Below are 26480 nucleotides of genomic sequence, written 5' to 3'. Positions count from 1 at the left end.
ACTGAATAAGATCACCGATCTTCCACAACGATCCAAGTAACCCAATAAACTGATCCCAAAGATAAATAACTCCTTATCCACAAGATCTATCGATCCTAATAGTAGATCCAATAAGAAGATCTCTAAATAAAAAGATCTTTCTTTAATTAAGCAGGATCCAAGGCAGTTGGACTAAACTTCAAAGTTAAGTAGAATCCCTGACCTAAGATCCTTAAACGCGATCGTCCGAACATCCCGAGGTGTAGCACCATGTTTTATCCAGATCCCTTTGACGTCATCGTAATCGGTGGTGGTCATGCCGGTACAGAAGCCGCTATGGCCGCTGCCCGTATGGGTCAACAGACTCTTCTACTGACTCACAATATCGATACTTTAGGGCTAATGTCCTGTAATCCGGCTATTGGTGGTATTGGTAAAGGGCATTTGGTGAAAGAGGTGGATGCTCTTGGTGGATTAATGGCTCAGGCTATTGATAAAGCAGGAATTCAGTTTAGAACATTAAACGCCAGTAAAGGCCCCGCAGTTAGGGCAACGCGTGCTCAAGCCGATCGTGCGTTGTACAAACAGGCAATAAGATCTGCGCTAGAGAACCAGCCAAACTTGATGATTTTCCAACAGCCAGTAGAAGATCTGATCGTTGAAAATGAAAAAGTTGTCGGTGCGGTTACCAAGATCGGACTCAGATTCAGAGCTAAAGCTGTGGTACTTACCGTAGGAACGTTTCTTGACGGAAAGATCCACATTGGTTTAGAAAACTACAGCGGTGGCAGAGCCGGGGATCCACCTTCAATCGGCTTATCACAGCGTTTACGTGAACTTCCCCTACGAGTAAACCGACTAAAGACAGGCACACCGCCAAGAATTGACGCACGTACTATCAATTTTGATATTCTGCAGCAACAGCACGGTGATACGCCTCTGCCCGTTTTTTCATTCATGGGAAATGTAGAACAGCATCCTCAACAAATTCCGTGTTATATCACCTACACTAACGAAAAAACGCACAGTGTGATCCGCAGTAATTTAGATCGTAGCCCGATGTACGCTGGAATTATTGAAGGGATTGGCCCACGTTATTGCCCGTCGATTGAAGATAAAGTAATGCGCTTTGCCGATCGTGATTCACACCAAATATTCTTAGAACCCGAAGGTTTGAACAGTAACGAAGTTTATCCTAACGGTATTTCAACCAGCCTACCGTTTGACGTTCAAATGCAAATAGTCCGATCGATGGTCGGCATGGAAAATGCCAATATCGTACGTCCCGGCTACGCCATTGAGTATGATTTTTTCGATCCGCGCGATCTTAAACTTACGCTGGAAAGTAAATTTATCAGCGGATTATTCTTTGCTGGGCAGGTTAACGGAACTACCGGTTATGAGGAAGCGGCAGCTCAGGGCCTCTTAGCCGGGCTTAATGCCGGTCGTTATGCTGAGGATAAAGAAGGTTGGTCTCCGCGCCGTGACGAAGCTTATATTGGCGTTCTGGTTGACGATCTCAGCACATTAGGCACTAAAGAACCTTATCGAATGTTTACTTCGCGTGCTGAATACAGGCTTATGCTAAGAGAAGATAACGCCGATCTTCGTCTGACCGAAATTGGACGTAATCTCGGGTTAGTAGACGATCTTCGCTGGGAACATTTTAGCCGTAAACAAGAGCTAGTTGAGCTTGAGCGTCAGCGTTTAAGAAGTATTCTGGTTCATCCTAATATGAATCATGTTGAAGAGATCAATGCGTTATTAAAATCGCCGTTATCCAAAGAAGCAACGGGTGAAGAACTGCTAAAACGCCCCGAAGTTGATTACGCGACATTATCTACATTGCCACTGTTTTCACCGGGGTTATCAGATCCTCAGGCCGCTGAACAGGTTGAAATCCAGGTCAAATATGAAGGTTATATTGCCCGTCAGCAGGGTGAAATAGAAAAACATCTACGCAATGAAAGCGCCGTTCTACCCTCTGATTTAGACTATCGACAGGTATCAGGCCTTTCTAATGAAGTTAGCGCTAAATTAAACGATCATAAGCCAAGTTCTATTGGTCAGGCATCCCGAATTTCAGGTATTACGCCAGCGGCTATATCCATTTTGTTAGTCTGGCTTAAAAAGCAGGGTATGCTACGTCGTAGTGCTTAAGGAAATAGTCTTGGAAAATCAATTTAATCGACTTTTGTCGTCGGCCAATATTGTGTTAACCGATCTTCAAAAGCAGCAGCTTCTGGGCTATGTGGCTTTATTAAATAAATGGAATAAAGCCTATAATCTGACTTCTGTAAGAGATCCTCAACAAATGCTAATTCGTCACATTATGGACAGCATTGTCGTTAACCCGCATTTGCAAGGCCGCTATTTTATTGATGTTGGTACTGGCCCTGGCTTACCGGGGATCCCGCTAGCAATAGTTCGTCCTGAATCACACTTTACCCTTCTGGATAGCTTAGGTAAGCGTATTCGTTTTATACGTCAGGTTATGCATGAGCTGAACATCGCTAATGTCACTGCTGTACAGAGCCGGGTTGAGGATTTTTCTATTCCTGATGGTTTTGATGGCGTAATTAGTAGGGCATTTGCTTCGCTTCAGGATATGTTGAGTTGGTGCCACCATCTACCGGCTAAAAGCGGTGGTAAATATTATGCGTTAAAAGGCGTGGTTTCTCAGGAAGAGTTAGATCAACTGCCTGAAGGTTTTCGGATAACAAGCATCATCCGATTAGACGTTCCTGAACTTGACGGAGAGCGTCATATTATTGTGGTTGAGGATAAAAAATAGTCAATTTAACTAATTGGATATCCCTCTCTTGAGTAAATTGTGCTTTAGTAAAAAAATTTTAAAAGTTAAATAAAATGAGTAAAACTGAATGGTAATTACGTTATTTTAGTTTTTTTTACTACATTTTTTAACATAAAATAAACAAAATTGCGTTATCCATCTATAGTTTGTTGATGCTAACAAAGATAAACATGTTTTTATTACTTCATCGTCGTTATTCAGAGTGTTGAATCCTTTCAGGTGAAGTAATTTGTATAAATATTATTGTTATTAGTAAGATAATTAATTTATGTATTGTTTCGTGGATTGTTTTTTTTGTGTGAGTCACTTCACAAAAGGATAATTATTCACAGCATGTTTAACATTATTAGTAATAATAAGCCGCGCTAGGTTGATAGGTAATAGAAAATGGTTCTCTAGATTTTTAAAAACTTGTTCACTTTTTTGTTACTTACATATTGAATTAGCTGGGCTCCACCGTATAATTCAATCGCTTTCTCCCGCTTGACTCCGGCGGATAAAGACAGTTTTATACAACACTAGTTTCTACTGTTTAAGTGGAATGAAAGCTCAAAGAGAAAATTACTATGTCTGTTGCGCTTTATGATTCAGTAGCAGCCCGCAGACTCTTGTTAGTACAGTTTGTTGTCGTTATCTTATTTAGCGCAGCTTTTTGTGTTAACGGCCATAAATGGGCTCTCTCTGCTTTCTTAGGTGGTTTATCAGCCTGTTTGCCCAGCGCAGTGTTTCTGTTGTTAACATGGCGGCATCAGGACAATAAGCAAGCCTATGGTCGACTAGCTTGGTCGTTTTTTATCGGCGAAGTCGTTAAAATAATTTTAACTATCATCCTATTAGTAGTTTCGCTGGCAGTTTTTAAGGCTGATTTTTTGCCTCTTAGCGTAACTTACCTAACGGTGTTGATAGTGCAAATACTGGCACCTGCCGTAATAAATATTTTTCGTCATTAATTGATAACCAAAGGGTGAGAGGCATCATGTCTGCATCAGGGGAAATATCTGGTCCAAAAGATTACATCAGTCACCACCTGAACAACCTTCAGCTGGATCTGCGTACTTTTGAACTCGTACAACCGGGGAGTGATTCGCCAGGTTTTTGGGCAATTAACATTGATTCGATGTTCTTTTCCATTGTTCTTGGGTTATTGTTTCTATTTATCTTTCGTCGTGTAGCGGCCAAAGCCAGCAGTGGCGTTCCTGGAAAACTCCAGTGTGCGGTAGAACTGATTATTGGTTTTGTTAATAGCTCCGTTAAAGACATGTATCAAGGCCATAGTAAAGTTATAGCGCCTCTGGCTCTTACCGTATTTGTTTGGGTTTTCCTAATGAATACCATGGACTTACTGCCAATTGATTTACTACCTTACCTTGGTGAACACGTTTTCGGGCTACCTGCTCTTCGCGTAGTGCCTACCGCTGACGTGAGTATTACCCTTTCAATGGCAATAGGCGTATTCATTTTAATTCTGTTTTACAGCATTAAAATGAAAGGTGTTTCCGGCTTTGTAAAAGAACTCACAATGCAGCCGTTTAACCACTGGGCGTTTATTCCTATTAACCTAATTTTGGAAGGCGTTAGCTTGCTATCCAAACCTGTTTCCCTCGGTCTTCGACTGTTCGGAAACATGTATGCGGGTGAGTTAATTTTCATCCTTATTGCTGGTCTGCTTCCTTGGTGGTCTCAGTGGTTACTTAATGTCCCTTGGGCTATATTCCACATACTGATCATTACGTTACAGGCTTTTATTTTTATGGTTCTGACGATTGTTTATCTCTCGATGGCGTCTGAAGAACATTAATATTCACAACCCTGCTAAGTTTTAACTGAAATAAACTGGAGACTGTCATGGAAAACCTAAATACGGATCTGCTGTACATGGCTGCTGCTATAATGATGGGCCTAGCAGCGATCGGTGCTGCAATCGGTATCGGCATTTTGGGTGGTAAATTCCTGGAAGGTGCTGCTCGCCAACCAGATCTTATCCCATTACTGCGTACACAGTTCTTTATCGTTATGGGTCTTGTCGACGCCATCCCGATGATTGCTGTTGGTCTGGGTTTATATGTCATGTTCGCTGTCGCGTAACGTTGCATAATTGAAACCACACCCAATCGTTAAATTAGAAAGAGGCATTGTGCTGTGAATATTAACGCAACAATCCTCGGCCAGGCGATAGCGTTTGTCCTGTTTGTCTGGTTCTGTATGAAGTACGTATGGCCACCGATTATCAGTGCCATCGAAAAGCGTCAAAAAGAAATTGCTGACGGCTTAGCTTCTGCAGAGCGAGCTAAAAAAGATCTGGACTTAGCGCAAGCCAATGTGACCGACCAGTTAGCTCAAGCCAAGGCTGACGCTCAGGTGATTATCGAGCAAGCTAATAAGCGTAAAGCTCAAATAGTCGACGAAGCTAAAGCTGAGGCTGAACAAGAACGCTCTAAGATTCTTGCTCAGGCTCAGGCTGAAATAGACGCAGAACGCAAACGTGCGCGTGAAGAATTGCGTAAGCAAGTAGCTATGCTGGCGATTGCCGGTGCTGAGAAAATTATCGAACGTTCCGTGGATGAAGCTGCTAATAGCGACATCGTTGATAAACTGGTCGCTGAACTGTAAGGAGGGAGGGGCAGATGTCTGAATTTATTACTGTAGCTCGCCCCTACGCCAAAGCAGCTTTTGACTTTGCCGTTGAGCAGCAAGGCTTAGACCGCTGGCAGCAAATGCTTACGTTTGCTGCTCAAGTTAGCCGCGATGACCAAGTCGCTGATTTATTATCAAGCGCCTTGGCTCCGGAACATTTAGCAAGTACGTTTCTTGCTATATGTGGCGAGCAGCTCGACGAGAATGGTCAAAATCTGGTTAAGGTCATGGCCGAAAATGGACGTTTAATCGTACTTCCTGACGTGTTAGAACAGTTTATTCAACTGCGTTCAGCACAGGAGTCAACCATTGAAGTGGATGTCACCTCTGCTACTCCATTGAATGACAACCAGATGGCTAAGATAGCCGCTGCGATGGAAAAACGTTTGTCACGCAAAGTTAAGCTAAATTGCAAAATAGATAAGTCTGTCATGGCAGGTATTATCATCCGTGCGGGTGATATGGTGATAGATGGCAGCGTTCGTGGCCGTCTTGATCGCTTGACTGAAGTATTGCAGTCTTAAGGGGACTGGAACATGCAACTGAATTCCACAGAAATCAGCGAGCTGATTAAGCAACGTATTGCTCAGTTCAGCGTTGTGAGTGAAGCTCACAATGAAGGTACCATTGTTTCCGTTAGTGACGGAATCATCCGTATTCACGGCTTAGCCGATGTTATGCAGGGCGAGATGATCGCATTGCCAGGCAGCCGTTATGCGATAGCACTAAACCTTGAGCGTGACTCCGTTGGTGCGGTAGTTATGGGTCCATATACCGATCTTGCGGAAGGCATGAAGGTCAAATGTACCGGTCGTATTCTTGAGGTTCCGGTTGGTCGTGGTCTGCTTGGTCGTGTTGTTAACACGTTGGGTGCACCTATTGATGGTAAAGGTCCGGTCGAAAACGACGGATTTTCTGCCGTTGAAGCGATTGCTCCGGGCGTTATCGAGCGTCAATCCGTAGACCAGCCTGTACAGACTGGCTATAAGTCTGTTGATGCCATGATCCCAATCGGCCGTGGTCAGCGTGAGCTGATTATCGGTGACCGCCAGACGGGTAAAACTGCAATGGCAATCGATGCGATCATCAATCAACGCGACTCTGGCATTAAATGTATTTATGTGGCTATTGGCCAGAAAGCTTCAACTATCGCCAACGTTGTGCGTAAGCTAGAAGAACATAATGCATTAGCAAACACCGTTGTTGTGGTTGCATCTGCATCAGAATCAGCCGCTCTGCAATATCTGGCGCCTTATGCCGGATGTGCGATGGGTGAATATTTCCGCGACCGCGGTGAAGATGCTCTGATTATTTATGATGACTTGTCTAAACAGGCCGTAGCTTATCGTCAGATTTCTCTGTTACTACGTCGTCCACCAGGTCGTGAAGCGTTCCCAGGCGATGTGTTTTATCTCCACTCCCGTCTGTTAGAGCGTGCAGCACGCGTTAATGCTGACTACGTTGAAAAATTTACCAACGGTGAAGTGAAAGGTAAAACCGGTTCTTTAACCGCATTACCGATCATCGAAACTCAGGCAGGTGACGTTTCTGCGTTCGTTCCGACTAACGTAATCTCTATCACCGATGGTCAGATCTTCTTAGAATCTAACCTGTTTAACGCCGGTATTCGCCCTGCTGTTAACCCGGGTATTTCCGTATCCCGCGTTGGTGGTGCTGCACAAACTAAAATCATTAAGAAACTGTCCGGTGGTATTCGTACCGCACTGGCACAGTATCGCGAGCTGGCAGCATTTTCCCAGTTTGCTTCTGATTTAGATGATGCAACGCGTAAACAGCTAAGCCACGGTCAGAAAGTTACTGAACTGCTAAAACAGAAACAGTATGCACCTATGTCGGTAGCAAGTCAGGCTCTGGTTCTTTTTGCTGCAGAACGTGGTTATCTGGAAGACGTTGAATTAGAAAAAATCGGTAGCTTTGAAGGGGCATTGTTAGCCTTTGCCGAGCGTGACTACGCCGAGCTTTTACAGCAAGTCAACCAAACTGGTGGCTATAACGATGAGATTGAGGCTGGATTCAAAGCCATCCTTGATGCCTTCAAAGCAACCCAGTCTTGGTAATACCTAACGGCCTTTAGGGGCCGTCTGGTAGTGAGGAGAAGCTGATATGGCCAACGCAAAAGAAATTCGTAGTAAGATCGGTAGCGTACAAAATACGCAGAAGATCACCAAAGCGATGGAAATGGTTGCCGCCTCTAAAATGCGTAAATCGCAAGATCGCATGGCGGCAAGCCGTCCTTATGCTGAGATGATGCGTAAAGTGATTAGTCACCTTGCGTTAGGTAATCTTGAGTATAAGCACCCTTATCTGGATGACCGTGACGTTAAACGCGTTGGTTATCTGGTGGTGTCTACCGACCGGGGCCTGTGCGGTGGTTTGAATATTAACCTATTCAAAAAACTGTTGGCTGAAATGAAAGAGTGGAACGATAAGAGCGTTAACGTTGATTTGGCGGTAATTGGCTCTAAAGGTGCCTCTTTCTTCTCATCGGTTGGCGGTAATATCGTTGCTCAGGTGACCGGAATGGGTGATGTTCCTTCTGTATCTGAACTGATTGGTCCGGTAAAAGTGATGCTACAGGCCTTCGATGAAGGTCGTTTAGATCGACTGTATGTGGCAAACAACAAGTTTGTTAATACCATGTCCCAGTCGCCAGAAATCACACAGTTACTACCGTTACCTAAGTCAGATGATGAAGAGTTAAAAAGCAAGTCCTGGGATTATCTATACGAGCCCGATCCGAAGTCGCTGCTAGATACTCTGCTGCGTCGTTATGTCGAATCGCAGGTTTATCAAAGTGTAGTAGAAAACCTGGCTAGCGAGCAGGCTGCACGAATGGTAGCGATGAAAGCCGCAACCGATAACGGCGGCGAGCTGATTAAAGAGCTTCAGTTAGTTTATAACAAAGCGCGTCAGACCAGTATCACTCAGGAACTCACCGAGATTGTATCGGGAGCTTCAGCGGTCTAAAGCTAGGTTTAGGAATTACGTAGAGGATTCAAGATGGCTACTGGAAAGATTATCCAGGTTATCGGCGCCGTAGTGGACGTCGAGTTCCCTCAAGATGCTGTACCTAAAGTGTACGATGCGCTTGAAGTTCAAATCGATGTCAAACTGGTGCTGGAAGTTCAACAGCAGCTCGGTGGTGGCGTCGTTCGTTGTATCGCTATGGGTACCTCAGACGGCCTAAGCCGCGGTCTGAACGTACTTAATTTAGAGCACCCTATCGAAGTTCCCGTAGGCGTAGCTACTCTAGGCCGTATTATGAACGTGCTTGGTGAGCCTATCGATATGAAGGGTGATATTGGTGAAGAAGAACGTTGGGCTATCCACCGTGCTGCACCAAGTTATGAAGATCTGTCCAATGCCAATGAATTGCTGGAAACGGGTATCAAGGTTATCGACCTGATCTGTCCGTTTGCTAAAGGCGGTAAAGTTGGTCTGTTCGGTGGTGCCGGCGTTGGTAAAACGGTAAACATGATGGAGCTAATTCGTAATATTGCGACTGAGCACTCAGGCTATTCTGTATTTGCCGGCGTTGGTGAGCGTACTCGTGAGGGTAATGACTTCTACCACGAAATGACAGAATCAAACGTATTAGACAAAGTATCTCTGGTATATGGCCAAATGAATGAGCCACCTGGAAACCGTCTGCGCGTTGCGTTAACTGGCTTAACCATGGCGGAAAAATTCCGTGATGAAGGTCGTGACGTTCTGTTGTTCATCGATAATATTTATCGTTATACCTTAGCCGGTACCGAAGTATCAGCACTGTTAGGCCGTATGCCATCAGCTGTAGGTTACCAACCAACGCTGGCGGAAGAGATGGGTACATTACAAGAACGTATCACCTCAACCAAAACGGGCTCAATCACTTCGGTACAAGCGGTATACGTACCTGCGGATGACTTAACTGACCCATCGCCAGCAACAACCTTTGCCCACTTGGATGCAACCGTTGTATTAAGCCGTCAAATTGCCTCTTTGGGTATTTATCCAGCAGTTGACCCGCTTGATTCAACCAGCCGCCAGTTGGATCCATTAGTTGTTGGTCAGGAGCATTACGATTGTGCTCGTGGCGTTCAGTCAATTCTGCAACGTTACCAAGAACTGAAAGATATTATTGCCATTCTGGGTATGGATGAGCTATCAGAAAGCGATAAGCTGGTGGTATCTCGTGCGCGTAAGATTCAGCGCTTCCTGTCTCAGCCATTCTTCGTTGCTGAAGTATTTACCGGTTCTTCAGGTAAATATGTATCGCTTAAAGACACTATTCGTGGCTTTAACGGCATCATGAACGGTGAATACGATCACCTGCCAGAGCAGGCGTTCTATATGGTTGGCTCCATTGAAGAAGCAGTGGAAAAAGCCAAGAAACTGTAATGGTGCAATGAGGAGGGCGACATGGCTGTATCAACTTTCCATCTGGATGTAGTCAGCGCGGAGAACAATATGTTTTCCGGCGAGGTCCAAAAAATCCAGGTGACGGGTAGTGAAGGTGAATTGGGGATTTTTCCTCAGCATACCCCGCTGCTCACTGCCATCAAGCCGGGCCTGATTCGTATTGTTAAGGTTAACGGTGATGAAGAGTTTATCTACCTTTCAGGTGGTATTCTCGAAGTCCAACCGACTATCGTCACCGTTTTATCTGATACGGCTATCCGCGGACAGGATCTTGATGAAGCCCGGGCAATGGAATCCAAGCGCAAAGCGGAAGAACATATCCGTAATTCGCATGGTGACGTCGATTATGCACAGGCATCTGCAGAGTTAAGCAAAGCGATTGCAAAACTGCGCGTAATTGAATTGACCAAGAAATTGATGTACTAAAACACGCTACGTTTTGTTCGGTGTTTTATAAAAGCCAGTCTGTTCGCAGATTGGCTTTTTTGTTATTAGCTTATGATGATTTACTGCCGTCGGTATAAAGGAATATAGCCCCCATGAGGAAAACCGTTTTTATTGTTCTTCTGCTGCTGATATTGCTCGTCAGTTTTTTCATTTATCGTAATATTTCAGATTATTTAGCTATGAAAAACGATTCTACTAATAGCGCTGTTCCTCCGTCCTCTTATCCTCAACGCCCAACTATTGTTATTCAACCCGGCGATCGTCTATATATCCGGTTGTTAAAAGCGGAAGATAAACTTGAGCTCTGGGTTACTTCCGATGGGAAAAAATATGGCCTGTATAAAACCTATGTAATTTGCGCTTATTCCGGCGGATTAGGCCCTAAAAAGGTACAGGGTGATATGAAGAGTCCTGAAGGCTTTTACTCAACGGACAAAAGGTTACTCAACCCCAAAAGCCAATATCATCTCTCTTTTAATATTGGCTATCCCAATGCGTTCGATAGAGCCAACGGCTATACCGGTGACTTTTTGATGGTTCACGGAGGTTGCGCTTCTGTTGGGTGTTACGCCATGACCGATCCAATTATTACTGAGATTTATGGCTTAGTAGAACAAGCGTTGAACAGTGGGCAGAAAAGCATTCCGATTCATATTTTTCCTTTTGCAATGACCAAGGAAAATATCAACAACCATCGGGAATCAGCGGATTTATCTTTCTGGCAAAGCCTAAAACCGGCCTATGATTACTTTGAAAAAACTAGACAGGTACCGGTCATCTCAGTTGTGGATAAAAGATATAAAATAGTAAATAATTAATAAATACTCTCATGTTAAATATTGATATCATGGTGCGAATTTTTATTAAAAATCAAATTGATAATAAATATTTAAGCGTTATTTTACCTCTGTTGAAGGATTTTTCCATGAAAAATAAAGTCATTTTTTTATCTACGTTTGTAGTAACAATATTATTGTCGGGCTGTGCTACTGAGTCATCACGCTCGGTTGAGGTTGCTAAAGTTGCTTCTTATAGCACTTCATATAGTGGTCCTCGTAGCGCTATTTCCGTTGGAAAATTTGATAATCGTTCTAGCTACATGAACGGCGTTTTTTCTGACGGTGTTGATCGTTTAGGCAACCAATCAAAAACTATTTTGGTGACGCATTTACAGCAAACCGGTCGGTTTAACGTATTAGATCGTACCAATATGGAAGAGATTAAGGTTGAATCCGGAATTAAAGGAAAAGCCCAAACGCTCAAAGGCGCTAGCTACGTTATTACCGGTGATGTTACTGAGTTTGGCCGTAAAGAAGTTGGCGATCGCCAGCTGTTTGGCATTTTGGGCCGTGGAAAAACACAAATAGCCTACGCTAAAGTTAATTTAAATATAGTGAATGTACAAACCTCTGAAGTCGTTTTTTCTTCTCAGGGCGCCGGAGAATATGAATTATCAAACCGTGAAGTGGTTGGCTTTGGCGGCACTGCCAGCTATGACTCAACGCTAAATGGCAAAGTATTGGATTTAGCCATTCGCGAAGCGGTAAATAATTTAGTTACAGGTATTGAAAGTGGTGCATGGAAACCAGCTCAATAATTTATACGGATAAGTTTTTTATAACGGAATAACGATGAAATTAATCTATAAAATTGGTTGTTTATTAGCCGTTCTCTTATTGGTGGGATGTTCTAAAGCACCGCGGCCTATTTATTACTGGAATGATTATCAAGCTACAATTTATCAATATTATCAGAGTGATAGTACCAGTCCAGAACAGCAAATTGAGAAGCTGAAAGAAATTATTCAAAAAGCACAGGCAAAAAACTTACCTGTTCCTCCAGGGCTACATGCTCATTTAGGTATGTTATATAGCAATACAGGTCACCCTGAATTAGCTATACCTGAGTTCGAGGCAGAAAAAGCACAGTTTCCAGAATCCACAACTTTTATGAATTTCTTAATTAATAAAAGTAAAGGAGGTAAAAAATGAAACGGATTATCGCATTATGTGGATTATTAGCGGCTGTATTACTAACCGGCTGTGCTAAAAAAGAAAATTTTGACTACACGGCATTTAGGCAACATCAGCCTAAAAGTATTTTAGTTTTATTACCTCAGAATGATTCTCCTGAGGTTAACGCTAGCCACGGTATGCTTTCTCAGGTCACTAATCCTTTATCCGAAGCGGGTTACTATGTTTTCCCTGTAGCCACGGTAGAAGAGGTTTTTAAGCAGAACGGTGTGGTTAATAGTGGTGATATTCAGTCCACCAGCGCAGTAAAGCTTAGGGAAATATTTGGTGCTGATAGCGCACTTTATATAACCGTTAAAGACTATGGTACCTCTTATCAGGTCATAGCCAGTGATACTCGAGTTACCGCTGAGGCTAAATTAGTTGATTTAGCAACGGGCACTCTTTTATGGAGCGGTTCGGCAACGGCCTCATCTAATGAACAAAATTCTGGATCGGGTAGTTTAATCGGCATATTGGTTCAGGCTGCGGTGAGCCAAATTGTTCATACTCTGAGTGACAAAAGTTTCGCCGTTGCTGGGGTGACCAGCGTTCGTCTGCTTGGTGCTGGAAAACCTGATGGTATTCTTTATGGTCCGCGTTCTCCTAAATACGGAAAAGACGCAGAGTAAAATAGAATCTTCTATACCAATGGGGCTAGTTTAGAGCTCTGTTAGATTGTTAATAAAAAACGTCGCTATTTTAGCGACGTTTTTTTACAGCATAATAAATTACTTTTTCTTCGCGTATTTCAATGAATCTAACGCTACGGCAAAAATGATAATGCTGCCTTTAATAATATACTGCCAGTAAGGATTAACGCCGATATAGGTTAGCCCGTAGTTTATTACGGTAAAAATAAGTACCCCGGTAACCACCCCTGAGACGGTTCCTACGCCGCCGCTAAATGAAACCCCACCGACTACGCAGGCAGCAATGGCATCTAACTCATACATAAACCCTAAATTATTGGTTGCACTACCAATTCTACCGGCCTCAAGCAGACCTCCAAACGCATAGAACACGCCGGAAAGCGCATAAATGAGTATCAGGTTTAACGTTACGTTCACACCCGATACTTTCGCCGCTTCAGGATTACCGCCAATGGCAAAAATATTTTTCCCGAAGCGGGTTTTATTCCACAGTATCCAGACAAAAATAATGGCAATGATGGCGTAAAAGGTAATGTAGGAAAGTTTAAAATCCCCCATCCTAATAAACCCTTGAGCAAACGTAGAGAATCTTGGGTCAAATCCGGCGATAGGTGAGGCGCCAACGTAGTCGTAGTACAGCGAGTTCACGCCGTAAACGATAATCATCGTACCTAGAGTGGTAATAAACGGCGTCACGTTCAGATAGGCGATGACTAATCCATTGATTAATCCAATCACGGCACCCACCAGACAAACGGTAATAATGACCGCTGCGATAGGAATTTCACCCAGTGACGGGAATACCTTATTCACATTGCTCATGGACTGTAGCAGGGTTGCAGCAATAACGGCGGCAAGTCCAACCTGACGGCCGGCAGAAAGATCGGTTCCCTGCGTAACGATTAGCCCGGCAACGCCTAAGGCAATAATAATTCTCACGGAAGATTGGGTAAGAATATTACTTAAGTTAAGTAAGCTAAGAAACGACGTATCTTGAATAATAATGATGCCAAGCAAAACAAAAAGAACAATATAGATCCCGTTGTTTTTCATGAAATTTAGAACAGGGCTTTTATTTAGCGCATGCATAGTGGTGTTCCTATAACTCATAGATATTTTGATGCCAGCTGCAGGATTTCATTCTGGGAGGTTTGCTTAGTATTAACGATACCTGCCATACGGCCATTGCTCATAACCAATATGCGATCGGTAATACCAAGTAATTCCGGCATCTCAGAAGAAATAATAATGATTCCTTTCTCTTTTTTAGCCAGCTCTATAATTAATTGATAAATTTCGAACTTAGCGCCTACGTCTATTCCTCTGGTAGGCTCATCAAGCAGGAGTATTTCTGGTTGGGTTAACAGCCAACGGCCAATTATTACTTTTTGCTGATTTCCGCCGGACAGCGATCCAATAGCCGTTCTGTGCCCCGGCGTTTTTACCCGCATAGAGTCAATAACCCACTGAATGTCGCTTTTCATCCGCTTATTATTTAATAAGCCCAAACGATTTCTATACATTTTTATATTGGAAATAAGGGCATTAAAACCGATATCTAAATGTGCATAAATTCCGGTAGCACGGCGTTCCTCGGTGACCAGCGCAAAGCCGTTATTAATTGCCTCATTGGCGCTGTTGTTATCAACTTCTTTACCGTTTAAATAAATTTTTCCAGTAATTTTTTCCCTGATGCCAAACAGAATTTCCACCACGTCAGTACGTCTTGCTCCGACTAAGCCAGCAATGCCTAATATTTCCCCTTTGTGTAAATCAAAGGAGACATCGATGACGGAAGGCTGCTTGCGGGAGGTAAGATTGTTAGCCTGAAGGATAATTTCGCCAATTTGGTTAGTTTTTTCCGGGAAGCGTTGAGTGAGTGAGCGGCCAACCATCATGGCAATGATATCGTTCATTTCTAGCCCTTTTAACGGGCGGGTGGTTACCCACTGCCCGTCACGAAGTACGGTGATTTCATCGCATAGCCGGAAGATCTCTTCCATTTTATGGGAGATATAAACGATACCGCAGCCACGCTCTTTGAGTTTATTGATGATGCTAAATAAGTGGTTCACTTCCCGCTCGGTAAGAGACGAGGTGGGCTCATCCATAATCACTATTTTGGCGTTATAAGAAAAAGCTCTGGCTATCTCAATCATCTGCATTTGAGAGACGGATAAGTTTGATACTTTCTCCGCCGGATCTATCTTGATATCCAGCTCATCAAAAATAGCTTTAGTATCCTGATACATCTTATTTTGATCGACAAACATGCCTTTAACCGGATACCGGCCCAGCCACATGTTATCCATCACGGTACGCTGAAGAACTAAGTTCAGCTCCTGATGAACCATAGAAACGCCCTGTTCCAGCGCCTCTTTTGAACTGTGGAAATTAACTTCTTTCCCCTGAAAGATTATCTTTCCGCTGTCCTTTTTATAAATCCCAAACAGGCACTTCAATAGAGTGGATTTTCCAGCTCCGTTTTCACCCACCAATGCATGAACTGAATGAGAGCGTACTTTAAGATTAACGTTATCTAATGCTTTTACGCCAGGAAATGACTTACTGACGTGGCTCATTTCCAGTAATAGATCAGTGGGTGGCGTGATAGTTGTATCGCTCATACGGCTGGCCTTACTTAAAGGGGGATGCCCTAATGTTTGTTAGTTAAGCGCAATAGCCATATTAGATATGGCTATTTACTGGATTATCATCGCCCCTCGTCACCCCGGCTTTCGCCAGGATAACGACGTTGTAAGAAGGTATTATGTAAAAACGCTTAACTGACGGGCATTAGAGCTAGGTCCCCGATTGTTTATTAATACAATGGATTACTTAAACTTATCCAAATTATCTTTATCTACGCCAACGTAAGGAATACGAACCACTTTATCTTTAATGACCCATTTAGTTCCTTCAGCCGCCGGTTTACCCTCGGCCAGATTTTTAGCCAGTTCAAACGTTGCTTTTGCCTGATTAGTCGCATCATTTAATACTGAGCCAGCCATGGTACCCTGACGGATTAGCGCGAGTGCTTCTGGTAATGCATCAACGCCAAACACTGGAATAGCCGATTTATTGTGAGCTTTTAAGGCTTCAATCGCGCCCATAGCCATGGCGTCGTTGTTGGAAATTACCACCTCGATTTTGTCGGCATTCGGGCCTGACAGCCACGCGTCCATTTTGTCTTTAGCCTGTGCGGTATCCCACATGGCGGTGTCCATCTGTAGCTGAGCGGTTTTAATACTGTAGGTATCATTCAGCGTTTTGATCGAATAAGTGGTGCGGGCTTCGGCATCCGGGTGACCGGGTTCGCCTTTCAGTAAAACGTATTGAAGCGTGCTGTCTTTATTCAGGTCCCATTGAGGGTGGGCTTTCCACTGCTTAGCGATAAGTTCCCCCTGAATAACGCCGGATTCTTTAGAGTCAGTACCAACGAAGTAGGCTTTGTCATAGCTGTCCAGCGCAGCTTTAGACGGTTCTTTGTTATAAAAAATAACCGGAATAGAATCGCCGCGGGCTTTATCAATAATAACCTGAGCCGCCGCCGGATCGACCAGATTAATGGCTAATGCTTTAACGCCTTTAGCAATTAAAACGTCAACCTGATCGTTTTGCTTTGACTGATCGTTTTGCGAGTCATTCATCAGCAGCGTGACGTCTTTATCGGTATTGGCCTCTTTTTCTATCGCCTTACGGACAACGGACATAAAGTTATCGTCATATTTATAAATAGTGACACCAATTTTTGTGGCTGCCATTGTGGAGATAGATGTCGTCATACCGACACTGAGCACCACCATAGCTAACAGCGTTTTTTTCATGAAAATCTCCATGCTTAATTATTTGGGGTGAAATGCTAATTACGAGTTATGTTTTCTTGGCTATTTCTATAATTAATTTCTATAAAACAAAATGATAATTATAAACTCACACTGTGTGATTAAATTAATCGTAGTCGAGTCTTAAAAGAATTCCACGATCGTGTTAATTATTTATGATTAATTTCACATTGAGAAATAACGCAGAGTTATTGAGTTTATTTATAGGGTTGGGTATCACAGAGGCACCACCAAATAAGAGGGCTCTTTGGTGGTGTTGATTGGGCATTAAGGCGTGTTAAAGCAGTTTCTGAATTCGGTTGCTTAAGAAATCTAAAAAACAGGTAATCCTGGCTGAAAGCTGGGTATTCCGATAATAAACCGCATTGATTGGTTGTAATACTTTTACCGCCTGTTCCGGCAATATTTCAACCAGCTGGCCGTTTTGCCGATCTTTATGAGTCATAAAGTCAGACAGGCAAACAATACCCTCACCGGCCAGAGCCAGCTGTCTTAACGTTTCGCCGCTAGAAGCCGATAGCGTAGGGGTTATATGCAATAAATTCCCTTGTTCATCGTTAAAAGGCCAATTGTTCAGCTTATCTATATGAGTAAACCCCAATAGTTGGTGATGGGCTAAGTCTTGAATATTTTTTATTGGCGGTTTAGTTGACAGGTAATCAGGATGGGCTAAAACCCGCCGCTGGCTGGTACCTAAATGTCGGGCATGAAGCGTTGAGTCGTGTAATGTCCCTATTCGGATGGCAATATCGGTTTTGTGTTCTAACAAATCGATAAAATGGTCATTGGTATTAAGCTCTAACTCTATTTGCGGATAACTTTTGCGAAAATCACCAATGATAGGAATGATGGTATGGGACATAAAAGGCGATGCGGCATTAACCCGCAATAGGCCCGAAGGTTGCTGGCGTCGTATTGCCATTTGATCTTCGGCGTCTTCCACGGAGGCTAAAATATTTCGTGCATGGGCCAGAAAGGCTTTCCCTTCCTCTGTTAAAGCTAAACGCCGGGTGGTGCGGCTTAACAGCGTAGTTTCTAGCTTTTCTTCCAGCCGGCTTAGCGCCCGACTAACGCCAGATACGGTCTGATTCAGCTTATCGGCCGCCTTAGTTATCGAATTACAGTCAACAACCGTTACGAAAGCCAAGAGTTCTTCAAGCGTTGTTTTCATATTTTTGATTATTGTTCAATGATGCTGGTTATTTAACCCTATATGTGGCAATAAAGACAGATTATTGAATTGAACTTATGTCGGCAAACTCTATCAATAAAATGATGCTAATCGTCAAATTTGTAGCTGATAGCGATGATTGATTTGTATTGCAGGGCTATTATATGGATCTAACTATGTCAGATAACAAGGAATGTATGGCACAGCTTACCGCTATCGAAATGTTGGTGAATTTACCTTCACCTTATGGGTTGAATTCTGATGCTAATGAACACCTTTTCAATGCGGCAATGCAGCAGGCCGATCTTTGGCATCAAAGCCGTAATCCAACCTATGCAAAGCTGTGTGATTCACAGCCCAATCCGGTCATTCCCGTTGGTCTATTTAAAACGTTAAATCTTGCCACGCCGGTTGGCGGTGACGGGCAATGGTTGAATAGCTCTGGAACAGGAAATAGCGGTAAAACGCAGGTGTTTTTTGATGTTACCAGCATGGGCTTGATTCAGCGGGCAATGGTACAGATTTTTATTCATAATGGCTTGGTTTCACCGGCTCCCGCCCGCTTTCTGCTGCTATCGCCAGATCCTTCTGCGGGCGATCTGGCCGGGTATGCTACCGCCTTTCTGAAATTCACTGCCTGCGCACCGGTACAGGAGTGCGTATTTGCCGTGCAGGCCGACGGGCGTTTAGATACCGAACTGGCCTGGAATACCCTACAGCGTTGGGCTAATGAACCCGTACCTATCTACATTTTTGGCCTAACGGTTTTCTTTGAGCATTTGTGCCTAAGTCAGCCAGCTCCCTTTACGCTACAGGCACCGGTCAAGGGATTAACCGGCGGCGGTTGGAAAGGAATGACCCAACGTCTCGATCGCCAGCAGATTATTGCCGGTCTGAATCAGTGTTTACAGGCCCCGTTGGTGGATATTCGCGATATTTACGGTATGACCGAACACCCGCTGCACTATATCAGCTGTCGGAAAGGGCATTTCCATATACCGGCTTACTCCCGGTTTTCTATTATCAATACGGCAGGGCTGGAGGCAGAAAATAGCCAACCAGGCCTTATTCAGTTAGAAAACCCGTTCTTTGCTTCATTACCTTCTCATCGTTTGCTGACCCAAGATCTCGGTTCTTGGGAATATGGGTGTTCATGCGGACTTCCGGGGCGCTTCTTGCGTTATATTGGTAGAGCGGCATCCCCAGAGGGAACCTGTGCGGCTGAAGCAATATGAGTAGCCAGCTAGCGGAGAGAGTAGCAAAAATAAAGCAGTGGATCGGTCAGTGTGCTGAGAGCTATTTCCAGTTCTCGGCCGATCCAGAGACTCAGGCTTTTTGTCTGGCCCGCCTACGGCAGCTAAGTAGCTCTGATTTACTTGAACAAAAGGTAGCCAATGAACTGGCCGACCATATTTGGCGGCCACCTCATCGGTTACTGTTTATTATCTCGGAAAAAGATCCGTTGGGCACGCTGGAGGGGTTTCTGGTGGCCTATCTGATCGGCAGTAAAATGCGTATAAAGGCCAGACATTCCCGTGACTGGCTGATCTGGCTTCGTCAGGAACTAGGCCTTTCGGCCGATGATTGTGAAATCTATGATTGGCAAAGCCAACGTCAGGATGACCAACGGCTACTCAGTGGCGTTGATACCGTTTTATTAGCCGGTGGTGAAGATTTAATCCGTCATTATCGAAATATTACGCCGGTTCATATTCGGCTGATTGAGTTGGGGCCCAAGATAAGCGGTATGGCACTGTTTGGCCAGCAGATCCCACCAATCGAAAACATTGTGAAAGATACCTGTTTGTTCCTTCAATGCGTATGTAGCTCGCCACGCTTTATTTTAGCGGAAGATGAAAGTGTTGCTGAGTATGTATATAGCCAGCTACAGCAAAGATTAGACCAATTACCGCCATTGCCGGAAAACCAACGGTTGCAGCAATTAACCAAATCCCGTGAGTTGGCTATGCACCATATTCTGCAGCCACTGCTGGGGAAAGTGGCTTATAGCCCCGCTTCAGGTTGGGGTGTTACCTTAACGCACAGCTTTATTCCGGCGTTTTGGTTACCCCATGGTTTCCAGATTATCGTCGGCCCGATTGAGCAAAACTTGTACCAAGCTGAACTGCGCTGGCCCGGTCGTTTACAAACGTTGGGATATTGGGGAAAACCGGCCTGCCCGCAAACCGGCAGCTTTACCCGCTATTGTCCGGTCGGAACGATGCATGCGCGTTCGTTATTAGCCCCTCACGATGGGTTTTTTATACTGCCGTCATTGGTTAGGTTTATCCACAGGGAAGATTACCCATTATGAGCAGGCCTCGTATTTTTGTGACGGGTGGAACCGGTTTTATTGGCTCTCACCTGCTACCAAAACTCTATCAGCAGGGATATGCGCTCACCGTTCTCGTTCGGTCATCACAGTTAAAAAAAATGCCGGGGCGACCTGAGTTACCGCCTGAAACGCGGTTAGTTATCGGAGACTTGTTAAAACCCGAAAGCTACAGCGCTACGCTTGAAGATCATCAGGCGTTAATTCATATGGCGGCAGATTACCGAGTCGGTTTACCCGCCACGCGTTCGGCTCGTCAGACAATGTATCGGACCAATGTCACCGCGACCTTAGACCTGTTTGATGCGGCACGGAAAGCCGCTATCCCTCATATGGTTTACCTGAGTACCACGGCCGCATTGGGAGAAATTTTTGGTACTTTTCCTGATGAAACCCACCAACATAACGGTAAGTTTCGTAGCTATTATGAAGAGACAAAACAGATAGCCCATACCTTGCTATTGCAGCGGCAGCAACTGGGTTTACCGGTGAATATCGCCATTCCCGGCGGCGTTTTTGGGCCCGGTGATAGCAGCGTGCTTAGCCAGACGATGAACGCTTTTTTTCGTGGCAAGATCCCTTTTCAAATTACCACCACCAGCAGTTTTCAGCTGTGCCATGTGGAACATCTGTGCAATGGGCTGGTCCGTCTGGTTGATCCACTGATTCAGCGGCAAAATTTTTTGTTTACCGGCAAAGATTTTTCGATGCCTGAAGTTTTTGCATTGCTGGCTGAGGTCAGTAAACGCGGCATTCCGCCTTCACGGTCGGCGTCGGTATTAAAACCGCTGGCTTGGGTTATGGATAAGTTCGCCGCCTGCGGCCTCACGATGCCACTTTCTCAAGAAGCGTTGAGAATAATGGACGGCAGCAGCTATATGTATGGATCGGAAAAGGCCAAACGGCAGCTTAACTGGTCAGCCGGCGATCCCTATCAAGAGTTAAGAGCGTTTGCCCAAACGCTGGCTGAACGGGTAGCCAAGGAAAACCGGCTCGCTACAAAATGAAGGATTAGCTATGAAAGCCATTGAGTTACAAAGCCCTTGGGGAGACGTCACCGTTACGTTAGATAACCCACAGCTACTGGCGGTGCAGGGGAGCTCTGACAGGGCGGTGTTTTTTGGCCAAGGATATGGCGCTGGCCGTTTTCGCCTATGGCAGCTCGATCTCTCCCGCCGTGTAGCCGCTGGTGAACTGTCAGAAATTATGGGAAACGGCGCGTTAAGAGCCGATGTTTTTCAGCGTCGCTTGGGGCTAAAGGCTCTGGCTCAGCGAGCCGAGGCCAGTGATGCCGCCGCCGATCCATCATCATGGCAAGGTCAGCAATATCAGAACATTCAGGCCTATATCGCAGGAATAAACCAAGCGCAGGCAGATCAACGGCTCTTGCCCGTTGAGTGTTTACTGCTGAAATATCATCCTCGGCCGTTCTGTTTAACCGATGCCTATCTGATCGGCCAGCTCAAATATTTTATCAATTCTGCCTGGCAATATGAGCTGTTTCATACCCGCTTAGCCGGCCGCTTAACGCCTGAACAGCATAAACAGTTATTAACCACCGTGAGCCTTGAGGGGAACCCGATACCTCCGTTACCTCTGGATTCTGACGGTCAACGCTTAGCCTTGGTGGAAGAGGCATTGCGTGATGGTTTGCTGGGTATGCAACATCTTGGGCTGGCGTCTCCTGACACCGGCTCTAACGTTTTTGCCGTGAGCGGTCAGCATACTGAGTCCGGGCTGCCGCTGTTAGCCGCCGATCCTCATATGGGGCACGTAAACCCCGGTTTTAACCTGATGTGTAAACTGGTCAGTGATGAAGGGCTATACGCCGTTGGTTCTCATTTTCCGGGTTCTCCGGGAATTATTGTTGGCCGTAACCGTCATGCCGCATGGGGTATGGTTGGCATTATGGCTGACAATCAGGATCTGTTCTGGGGAAAAATTAACCTAGCTGAGCAGTTAGTTGGAACGGCAGACGGTTGGGTTCCTCTTAATCACGAGCCGCAGAAAATCAGCTGTAAATCGGGTAAAGCGCACGAATTTAGCGCCTATGGTTTCTCTCAGGGGCGGTTGTTATCTGAAAAAGAGGGCTATGGTCTGTTTTTGCGCTGGCCAGCGCTGGAGCACCCGCAAGGGGATATTACCTGCTACTCGTTAGCAAAATGTCATAACTGGCAAAGCTTTCGCGCTAGTCTGGTCGATATTCATAATTCTCCAATGATGGTGGGCTATGCCGATATTCATGGGGATATCGGCCTACAGGCTATGGGCTATATTCCAAAAAGAAAAAGCGAGATTGGCAGCCTGATTCTTAATCTGGCTAACCCCGACCATCAGTGGCTTGGCTACGTGCCTTTTGATGAGCTGCCGGTTGAACATAATCCACCTCAGGGATATGTGGTTTATGCCAATCAGTACAGCGAGTCGCTGTTTAGCGGTAAACGTGCGCTATCAAACCGCTGGCATTCGCCAAGCCGGGCGCTGCGCATTAGTGAACTGATTAAACAAACTCAACGCCACAGCTTAGAGAGTATGCAGGCCATTCAGGACGATAAGGTTGATATTTTTGCCCGCCGTTCACTGCCATTTTTACTCTCTCACCTCTCTGAGCCTTCGATGCTATGTAATTGGGATGGCGATACTCGAAATGTCAAAGCCTCTCAGCTGTTTGAATCATGGATGCAGCATCTGACGGCTCAGGTATTACGTAAAGTGCTTAAGCGTGGATCGCGAATGCTATACGTCGATTTTTGGCCCGGCTGTCGCTGGAACGTGCTGACTATTTTACAGCATCATCTGGGGGACTGGCAGCATCAGCAAGCGTCCGTTAGCCTGATGATTCAGGGGGCGTATGCCAGCGCGCTGGACGTATGCAGCCGCACTGCTCTGCCGGTAGTTGAGTTCCAACACACCATAAAGCGCCCCGCATGGCTAAAAAAGCTACTTACCGGCCGCTACCCTTATCAGGGCGGTAATCGGGAAACCGTTCATGCGACTCGACAAAATACCGATTTTCTCACCCAGTCCCAGACCGGCAGCGATGGCCCGGTACACGGTAAACCCTATACTTTCGGGCCTGGGTTCAAAGTGTTGTGTGATTTAAGCGACAGCGGTGAAATACGCTATATGATGAATACGCCGGCTAAAGGGAATCCTTTTTTCTGGCGTCTGAAACCAACGCTTTTGCGTTGGCAGGCAGGCCAGCGCTGGACAACCACCGTTCCATGTCCAAAGTGTGAAAACAAACAAAATAATAATTAATAGCATTACCGTTTAAGTTATTTATTAATGTGAAGCAATCGGACGTGTTTAGTCAAATTAGAGGGATTTATATATGGCTGTAGTAAAACAGTGGCAGAAAACTGGACACCCAGCTAGTTTATGGCACGCATTACCGGACCGTGCAGTACAGTGTGAGCTGTGCCCCCGAGCCTGTAAAATTAGCCTAGGGCGCACCGGCACCTGCCGCATGCGCCGTAATGAAAATGGATCGTTAGTTAGCCTAAACTATGGCAAGTCAGTGCCAATGACACAAGAATGCATTGAAACCGAAGCCGTTTACCACTATGCGCCCGGCGAGCAGATCCTTTCGTTAGGCAATATCGGCTGTATGCTGAACTGTGATTTTTGCCAGAACTGGACTACCAGTCAGGCTCGTTACGTGCAGGACAGTAATGTCATGTATTACAGCCCGGAAGACGTGGTTAACTATGCGCTAAAACATAATATCCGCGTGCTTTCATGGACCTATAATGACCCGATCGTTTGGCATGAGTTCGTTATGGATACCGCCAGACTGGCCCGTCAGCACGGTTTAAAAAATCTGTATAAAAGTGCTTTTTACATCAGTGAGAAAGGTATTGATGAATTATTGGAAGTGATGGATATTTTCAGTATTTCACTCAAATCGATGCACGATAGCTTCTATCGCAAGTTTACCTCTGGCCGGTTACAGCCCATTCTGGACGGTATTTTGCAGGTTTACGCTGCCCGCAAAGGCGGGAACGGCCCACATCTTGAGGTTTCGAACCTGTGCGTTACCGGTCGAAATGATAATTTAACCGAAACCCGCCGGGTTTCTGACTGGATGCTGAACAATCTGGACGCGGAAATTCCGCTGCACTATGTGCGCTTTCACCCGGATTATCGTTATACCCACGTTGAGCGGACCTCAATTCCGTTTTTAGAACAGGCAAGACAGCAGGCGATTGACGACGGTATGCGGTATGTCTATCTGGGCAACGTGTTTGATACCCAAAGCGCTAACTCCTATTGCCCTGAATGCCATACTCCGTGGGTTCAACGTAGTGGCCTGATTGCCCGATCTTTCTTGGATAACGGCCATTGCCCGCAGTGCGGCATTACGTCACCAATTTTGCTGCCGTGGCAGGCTGAAAAAGCCAAACCGCTTATTGCTGAAATACCGTCGGGTTTAGCCTGTTCTACCCATATGTTCCGCGGCGCTATTCAGGCCTGTCACGTTGAACATTCGGGCGACTCGGAGCTGTTTTACCAATTTATTTCAGCCGATGGTCACCCGGTGGGAGAGCCTGGTCGCAATAGCTGTGACCGTTTTATGCTATCTAAAAGTGACGATCGGGCTGAGGGTATTCGGCTTTACCATTCGCCGGGCAACCGGTGCCAGATCTTTGAAGTATACGATCGGGCTCATTTCCCGGTGACCGGCGCTGAGCAAACCAATAAGGCAAGCGAAGATGTTCCTTTAACCTTCCTGCCGCTCAGGAGGCGCTGATATGCCATTGAACTGGGGGTATTCGGCTATTCGAGCGCAATCGATAGCCGCTAAGCTTCGCCGCGCGGGGCTGGGAGGTAAACACCAGAACCTGCCGGTGATTTACCTTCCCGGTATCCTTGGCACTAAGCTGTACGATCGCCAGCAACAGAAATTTATATGGGGAGATTCGGGAGGCTTTTTTGCCCGTCAGCCCTATGAATATCTGGATAGCGAAGCCCATCGAACCCAGATTTTAGCTAGTGAGCAACTGCACGCTTTTACCATTGTGCCGGGCTTATTGCATACTTTAGTAACGGCAGAATTAAAGCGGGTTTTACAAACGGCACTCGGTTATCAGGAAGGGCAGGATCTGTTTTTTCTCGGCCACGACTGGCGGGCCGATCACCGACGGTTAGCTGACCGTTTAGATGCTGAAGTTCAACGGCTGAAAGCGCTGTTCGGTGCCGATCAGAAAATTGTACTCATTGGGCAGTCGGCCTCAAATCTGGCTGTCCGCTACTGGCTGCGCAATACTACCGCTGAAAATCGTGAAACTATCGCTAAATGGTACTCTTTTGGCCCTCCGTGGCAGGGTACTTTCCATGCGCTGTCGATGATGGACACCGGTTACTATGCGGCAACCCGGTATCTTCATGGTTTTTCTGCAGACGATATTGCCAGTTACCCTAGCGCCTATCAGCTTCTTCCACCTAACCCGAGCGTTATTGATATTCACGGCCAGCCGCTGAAGGACTTTGATATATATGACCCTCAGTGTTGGCAGCATTATCAAATGGGGCCATATCGGGCATCCGGCGCTGAGGTTTCGCCACAGTGCCAGCGAGTCAGAAATAGCCTAGGCCAAAATTTATTGAATGCTAAAGCGTTCGCGGCCAGCATTGCCGGCGCTTCACCGTTAGAACAGACGGTTCCTCAGGTTTGGTATCTAAGCGATAATAATCAGGCGGTCAAAGCCGCCGTCTATCATCGCCAGCGTTGGTATTTTCAGGCCAACAGTATTTTGCGCGATGTACCTCAACTTGCTTCACAAACGCTGGCGGCCGGAGACGATCATTTGCCGTTGAGTGGTTTACTTACCGAGCGTTGTGGTCCGGTGGTTCGCGATACTCACCATCAGCCTTGGGGGCAGAGCTATATTTACGTCAGTCAGGCCAGAACGCATCGGGCACTGATTAACCATACGCCCAACTTGCAAAGTTTAGCGTTTGATTTAGCGGTAGAAAGACAAAAACGGCTAGGTTAATTGTTGGTTATCACCAACAGCCGTTCTTACCTAAGATTATTGGGGGTAAAACGGATTTTTCCCGTTTTTTGTTAACTTATTATGTGATTAGAATAAAGTTGTTTATCCGTGGCGATAACACGTTATTATTTCACCATAATCAGTGAAAATCTGTCTCCGAATGCAGACGGT

25 protein-coding genes are annotated in these 26480 nt (G+C 45.4%); 21 read left to right on the top strand and 4 right to left on the bottom strand.

Annotation, left to right across the window (positions count from 1 at the left end):
• The first annotated feature begins 249 nt into the window (after positions 1-249).
• The 15 genes from mnmG to GVI43_RS07475 all read left to right on the top strand — a co-directional run bounded on the left by mnmG (position 250) and on the right by GVI43_RS07475 (position 12941).
• Positions 250-2139: a tRNA uridine-5-carboxymethylaminomethyl(34) synthesis enzyme MnmG gene (gene mnmG / locus GVI43_RS07545; protein WP_159566246.1), complete on the top strand. Its 1890-nt coding sequence runs from the start codon at positions 250-252 to the stop codon at positions 2137-2139.
• A gap of 10 nt (positions 2140-2149) precedes the next feature.
• The gene (gene rsmG / locus GVI43_RS07540; protein ID WP_159566245.1) at positions 2150-2773 is read left to right on the top strand and encodes a 16S rRNA (guanine(527)-N(7))-methyltransferase RsmG; all 624 of its coding nucleotides are present in this window, start codon (positions 2150-2152) and stop codon (positions 2771-2773) included.
• A gap of 587 nt (positions 2774-3360) precedes the next feature.
• A complete protein-coding gene (gene atpI, locus GVI43_RS07535; protein WP_159566244.1) occupies positions 3361-3744 on the top strand; it encodes a F0F1 ATP synthase subunit I in 384 nt (127 codons plus the stop codon).
• Between the two features lie 26 nt (positions 3745-3770).
• Positions 3771-4592 (top strand): F0F1 ATP synthase subunit A, encoded by an 822-nt coding sequence (atpB, locus tag GVI43_RS07530; RefSeq protein WP_159566243.1) that lies wholly within the window; start codon positions 3771-3773, stop codon positions 4590-4592.
• Positions 4593-4639: 47 nt separating this feature from the next.
• Complete coding sequence (gene atpE, locus GVI43_RS07525; protein WP_029094800.1) at positions 4640-4879, top strand: F0F1 ATP synthase subunit C; 240 nt, start codon at positions 4640-4642, stop codon at positions 4877-4879.
• 54 nt (positions 4880-4933) lie between these two features.
• On the top strand, positions 4934-5404 hold the full coding sequence (atpF, locus tag GVI43_RS07520) for a F0F1 ATP synthase subunit B (protein WP_159566242.1): 471 nt from the start codon (positions 4934-4936) through the stop codon (positions 5402-5404).
• A 14-nt stretch (positions 5405-5418) separates the two neighbouring features.
• On the top strand, positions 5419-5952 hold the full coding sequence (atpH, locus tag GVI43_RS07515) for a F0F1 ATP synthase subunit delta (protein ID WP_159566241.1): 534 nt from the start codon (positions 5419-5421) through the stop codon (positions 5950-5952).
• Positions 5953-5964: 12 nt separating this feature from the next.
• Entirely contained in the window at positions 5965-7506 is a 1542-nt protein-coding gene (gene atpA / locus GVI43_RS07510; RefSeq protein WP_159566240.1) for a F0F1 ATP synthase subunit alpha, read from the top strand.
• Positions 7507-7552: 46 nt separating this feature from the next.
• The gene (gene atpG / locus GVI43_RS07505; protein WP_159566239.1) at positions 7553-8416 is read left to right on the top strand and encodes a F0F1 ATP synthase subunit gamma; all 864 of its coding nucleotides are present in this window, start codon (positions 7553-7555) and stop codon (positions 8414-8416) included.
• A 33-nt stretch (positions 8417-8449) separates the two neighbouring features.
• Positions 8450-9829, top strand: coding sequence for a F0F1 ATP synthase subunit beta (gene atpD, locus GVI43_RS07500; protein ID WP_159566238.1), 1380 nt, complete (start codon positions 8450-8452; stop codon positions 9827-9829).
• Positions 9830-9850: 21 nt separating this feature from the next.
• Positions 9851-10276 carry a F0F1 ATP synthase subunit epsilon gene (locus tag GVI43_RS07495; RefSeq protein ID WP_159566237.1) on the top strand — a complete coding sequence of 142 codons (426 nt, stop codon included), beginning with the start codon at positions 9851-9853 and terminating at the stop codon, positions 10274-10276.
• 113 nt (positions 10277-10389) lie between these two features.
• Positions 10390-11115, top strand: coding sequence for a L,D-transpeptidase family protein (locus GVI43_RS07490; RefSeq protein ID WP_159566236.1), 726 nt, complete (start codon positions 10390-10392; stop codon positions 11113-11115).
• A gap of 107 nt (positions 11116-11222) precedes the next feature.
• Positions 11223-11894, top strand: coding sequence for a CsgG/HfaB family protein (locus GVI43_RS07485; protein WP_159566235.1), 672 nt, complete (start codon positions 11223-11225; stop codon positions 11892-11894).
• A gap of 34 nt (positions 11895-11928) precedes the next feature.
• A complete protein-coding gene (locus GVI43_RS07480; RefSeq protein ID WP_159566234.1) occupies positions 11929-12288 on the top strand; it encodes a DUF4810 domain-containing protein in 360 nt (119 codons plus the stop codon).
• Positions 12285-12941 (top strand): DUF799 domain-containing protein, encoded by a 657-nt coding sequence (locus GVI43_RS07475; RefSeq protein ID WP_159566233.1) that lies wholly within the window; start codon positions 12285-12287, stop codon positions 12939-12941. Before GVI43_RS07480 ends, GVI43_RS07475 begins: the two co-directional genes overlap by 4 nt.
• 99 nt (positions 12942-13040) lie before the next feature.
• Here the strand turns inward: GVI43_RS07475 and mglC are convergent, their stop codons facing one another.
• From mglC to GVI43_RS07455, 4 genes are all read right to left on the bottom strand, one after another.
• Complete coding sequence (mglC, locus tag GVI43_RS07470) at positions 13041-14051, bottom strand: galactose/methyl galactoside ABC transporter permease MglC (protein ID WP_159566232.1); 1011 nt, start codon at positions 14049-14051, stop codon at positions 13041-13043.
• Positions 14052-14068: 17 nt separating this feature from the next.
• Complete coding sequence (mglA, locus tag GVI43_RS07465; RefSeq protein WP_159566231.1) at positions 14069-15589, bottom strand: galactose/methyl galactoside ABC transporter ATP-binding protein MglA; 1521 nt, start codon at positions 15587-15589, stop codon at positions 14069-14071.
• Between the two features lie 207 nt (positions 15590-15796).
• Entirely contained in the window at positions 15797-16789 is a 993-nt protein-coding gene (mglB, locus tag GVI43_RS07460) for a galactose/glucose ABC transporter substrate-binding protein MglB (protein ID WP_159566230.1), read from the bottom strand.
• Positions 16790-17084: 295 nt separating this feature from the next.
• A complete protein-coding gene (locus GVI43_RS07455) occupies positions 17085-17978 on the bottom strand; it encodes a LysR family transcriptional regulator (protein ID WP_159566229.1) in 894 nt (297 codons plus the stop codon).
• 176 nt (positions 17979-18154) lie between these two features.
• On the opposite strand from GVI43_RS07455, the gene GVI43_RS07450 reads away from it, so the two are divergent.
• The 6 genes from GVI43_RS07450 (at position 18155) to GVI43_RS07425 (ending at position 26309) form a co-directional block, all read left to right on the top strand.
• Positions 18155-19213, top strand: a complete 1059-nt coding sequence (locus GVI43_RS07450) for a LuxE/PaaK family acyltransferase (RefSeq protein WP_246201605.1) — start codon at positions 18155-18157, stop codon at positions 19211-19213.
• A complete protein-coding gene (locus GVI43_RS07445) occupies positions 19210-20292 on the top strand; it encodes an acyl-CoA reductase (RefSeq protein ID WP_159566228.1) in 1083 nt (360 codons plus the stop codon). The genes GVI43_RS07450 and GVI43_RS07445 overlap by 4 nt, the downstream gene beginning before the upstream one ends.
• On the top strand, positions 20289-21317 hold the full coding sequence (locus GVI43_RS07440) for an NAD-dependent epimerase/dehydratase family protein (RefSeq protein WP_159566227.1): 1029 nt from the start codon (positions 20289-20291) through the stop codon (positions 21315-21317). The genes GVI43_RS07445 and GVI43_RS07440 overlap by 4 nt, the downstream gene beginning before the upstream one ends.
• A 10-nt stretch (positions 21318-21327) precedes the next feature.
• Positions 21328-23571 (top strand): penicillin acylase family protein, encoded by a 2244-nt coding sequence (locus tag GVI43_RS07435; RefSeq protein ID WP_159566226.1) that lies wholly within the window; start codon positions 21328-21330, stop codon positions 23569-23571.
• A 73-nt stretch (positions 23572-23644) separates the two neighbouring features.
• A complete protein-coding gene (gene amrS, locus GVI43_RS07430) occupies positions 23645-25063 on the top strand; it encodes an AmmeMemoRadiSam system radical SAM enzyme (protein ID WP_159566225.1) in 1419 nt (472 codons plus the stop codon).
• Between the two features lies 1 nt (position 25064).
• Complete coding sequence (locus GVI43_RS07425; RefSeq protein WP_159566224.1) at positions 25065-26309, top strand: lipase/acyltransferase domain-containing protein; 1245 nt, start codon at positions 25065-25067, stop codon at positions 26307-26309.
• Positions 26310-26480: the final 171 nt, after the last annotated feature.

Origin of the sequence: Budvicia diplopodorum, from assembly GCF_009800925.1 — a bacterium.
GTDB classification, from domain to species: domain Bacteria; phylum Pseudomonadota; class Gammaproteobacteria; order Enterobacterales; family Enterobacteriaceae; genus Budvicia; species Budvicia diplopodorum.
This window is presented reverse-complemented; position numbering and strand designations above follow the sequence as displayed.

What these genes read in the sequence shown, in the direction of transcription:
- GVI43_RS07480 (WP_159566234.1), top strand. Translation starts at nt 11,929, where the DNA reads ATGAAATTAATCTATAAAATTGGTTGTTTATTAGCCGTTCTCTTATTG.
- GVI43_RS07450 (WP_246201605.1), top strand. Translation starts at nt 18,155, where the DNA reads ATGTCAGATAACAAGGAATGTATGGCACAGCTTACCGCTATCGAAATG.
- GVI43_RS07425 (WP_159566224.1), top strand. Translation starts at nt 25,065, where the DNA reads ATGCCATTGAACTGGGGGTATTCGGCTATTCGAGCGCAATCGATAGCC.
- atpI (WP_159566244.1), top strand. Translation starts at nt 3,361, where the DNA reads ATGTCTGTTGCGCTTTATGATTCAGTAGCAGCCCGCAGACTCTTGTTA.
- mglC (WP_159566232.1), bottom strand. Translation starts at nt 14,051, where the DNA reads ATGCATGCGCTAAATAAAAGCCCTGTTCTAAATTTCATGAAAAACAAC.
- GVI43_RS07495 (WP_159566237.1), top strand. Translation starts at nt 9,851, where the DNA reads ATGGCTGTATCAACTTTCCATCTGGATGTAGTCAGCGCGGAGAACAAT.
- amrS (WP_159566225.1), top strand. Translation starts at nt 23,645, where the DNA reads ATGGCTGTAGTAAAACAGTGGCAGAAAACTGGACACCCAGCTAGTTTA.
- atpB (WP_159566243.1), top strand. Translation starts at nt 3,771, where the DNA reads ATGTCTGCATCAGGGGAAATATCTGGTCCAAAAGATTACATCAGTCAC.
- GVI43_RS07475 (WP_159566233.1), top strand. Translation starts at nt 12,285, where the DNA reads ATGAAACGGATTATCGCATTATGTGGATTATTAGCGGCTGTATTACTA.
- GVI43_RS07440 (WP_159566227.1), top strand. Translation starts at nt 20,289, where the DNA reads ATGAGCAGGCCTCGTATTTTTGTGACGGGTGGAACCGGTTTTATTGGC.
- GVI43_RS07445 (WP_159566228.1), top strand. Translation starts at nt 19,210, where the DNA reads ATGAGTAGCCAGCTAGCGGAGAGAGTAGCAAAAATAAAGCAGTGGATC.
- mnmG (WP_159566246.1), top strand. Translation starts at nt 250, where the DNA reads ATGTTTTATCCAGATCCCTTTGACGTCATCGTAATCGGTGGTGGTCAT.
- mglB (WP_159566230.1), bottom strand. Translation starts at nt 16,789, where the DNA reads ATGAAAAAAACGCTGTTAGCTATGGTGGTGCTCAGTGTCGGTATGACG.
- mglA (WP_159566231.1), bottom strand. Translation starts at nt 15,589, where the DNA reads ATGAGCGATACAACTATCACGCCACCCACTGATCTATTACTGGAAATG.
- GVI43_RS07455 (WP_159566229.1), bottom strand. Translation starts at nt 17,978, where the DNA reads ATGAAAACAACGCTTGAAGAACTCTTGGCTTTCGTAACGGTTGTTGAC.
- atpE (WP_029094800.1), top strand. Translation starts at nt 4,640, where the DNA reads ATGGAAAACCTAAATACGGATCTGCTGTACATGGCTGCTGCTATAATG.
- GVI43_RS07435 (WP_159566226.1), top strand. Translation starts at nt 21,328, where the DNA reads ATGAAAGCCATTGAGTTACAAAGCCCTTGGGGAGACGTCACCGTTACG.
- atpD (WP_159566238.1), top strand. Translation starts at nt 8,450, where the DNA reads ATGGCTACTGGAAAGATTATCCAGGTTATCGGCGCCGTAGTGGACGTC.
- atpG (WP_159566239.1), top strand. Translation starts at nt 7,553, where the DNA reads ATGGCCAACGCAAAAGAAATTCGTAGTAAGATCGGTAGCGTACAAAAT.
- GVI43_RS07485 (WP_159566235.1), top strand. Translation starts at nt 11,223, where the DNA reads ATGAAAAATAAAGTCATTTTTTTATCTACGTTTGTAGTAACAATATTA.
- atpA (WP_159566240.1), top strand. Translation starts at nt 5,965, where the DNA reads ATGCAACTGAATTCCACAGAAATCAGCGAGCTGATTAAGCAACGTATT.
- atpH (WP_159566241.1), top strand. Translation starts at nt 5,419, where the DNA reads ATGTCTGAATTTATTACTGTAGCTCGCCCCTACGCCAAAGCAGCTTTT.
- GVI43_RS07490 (WP_159566236.1), top strand. Translation starts at nt 10,390, where the DNA reads ATGAGGAAAACCGTTTTTATTGTTCTTCTGCTGCTGATATTGCTCGTC.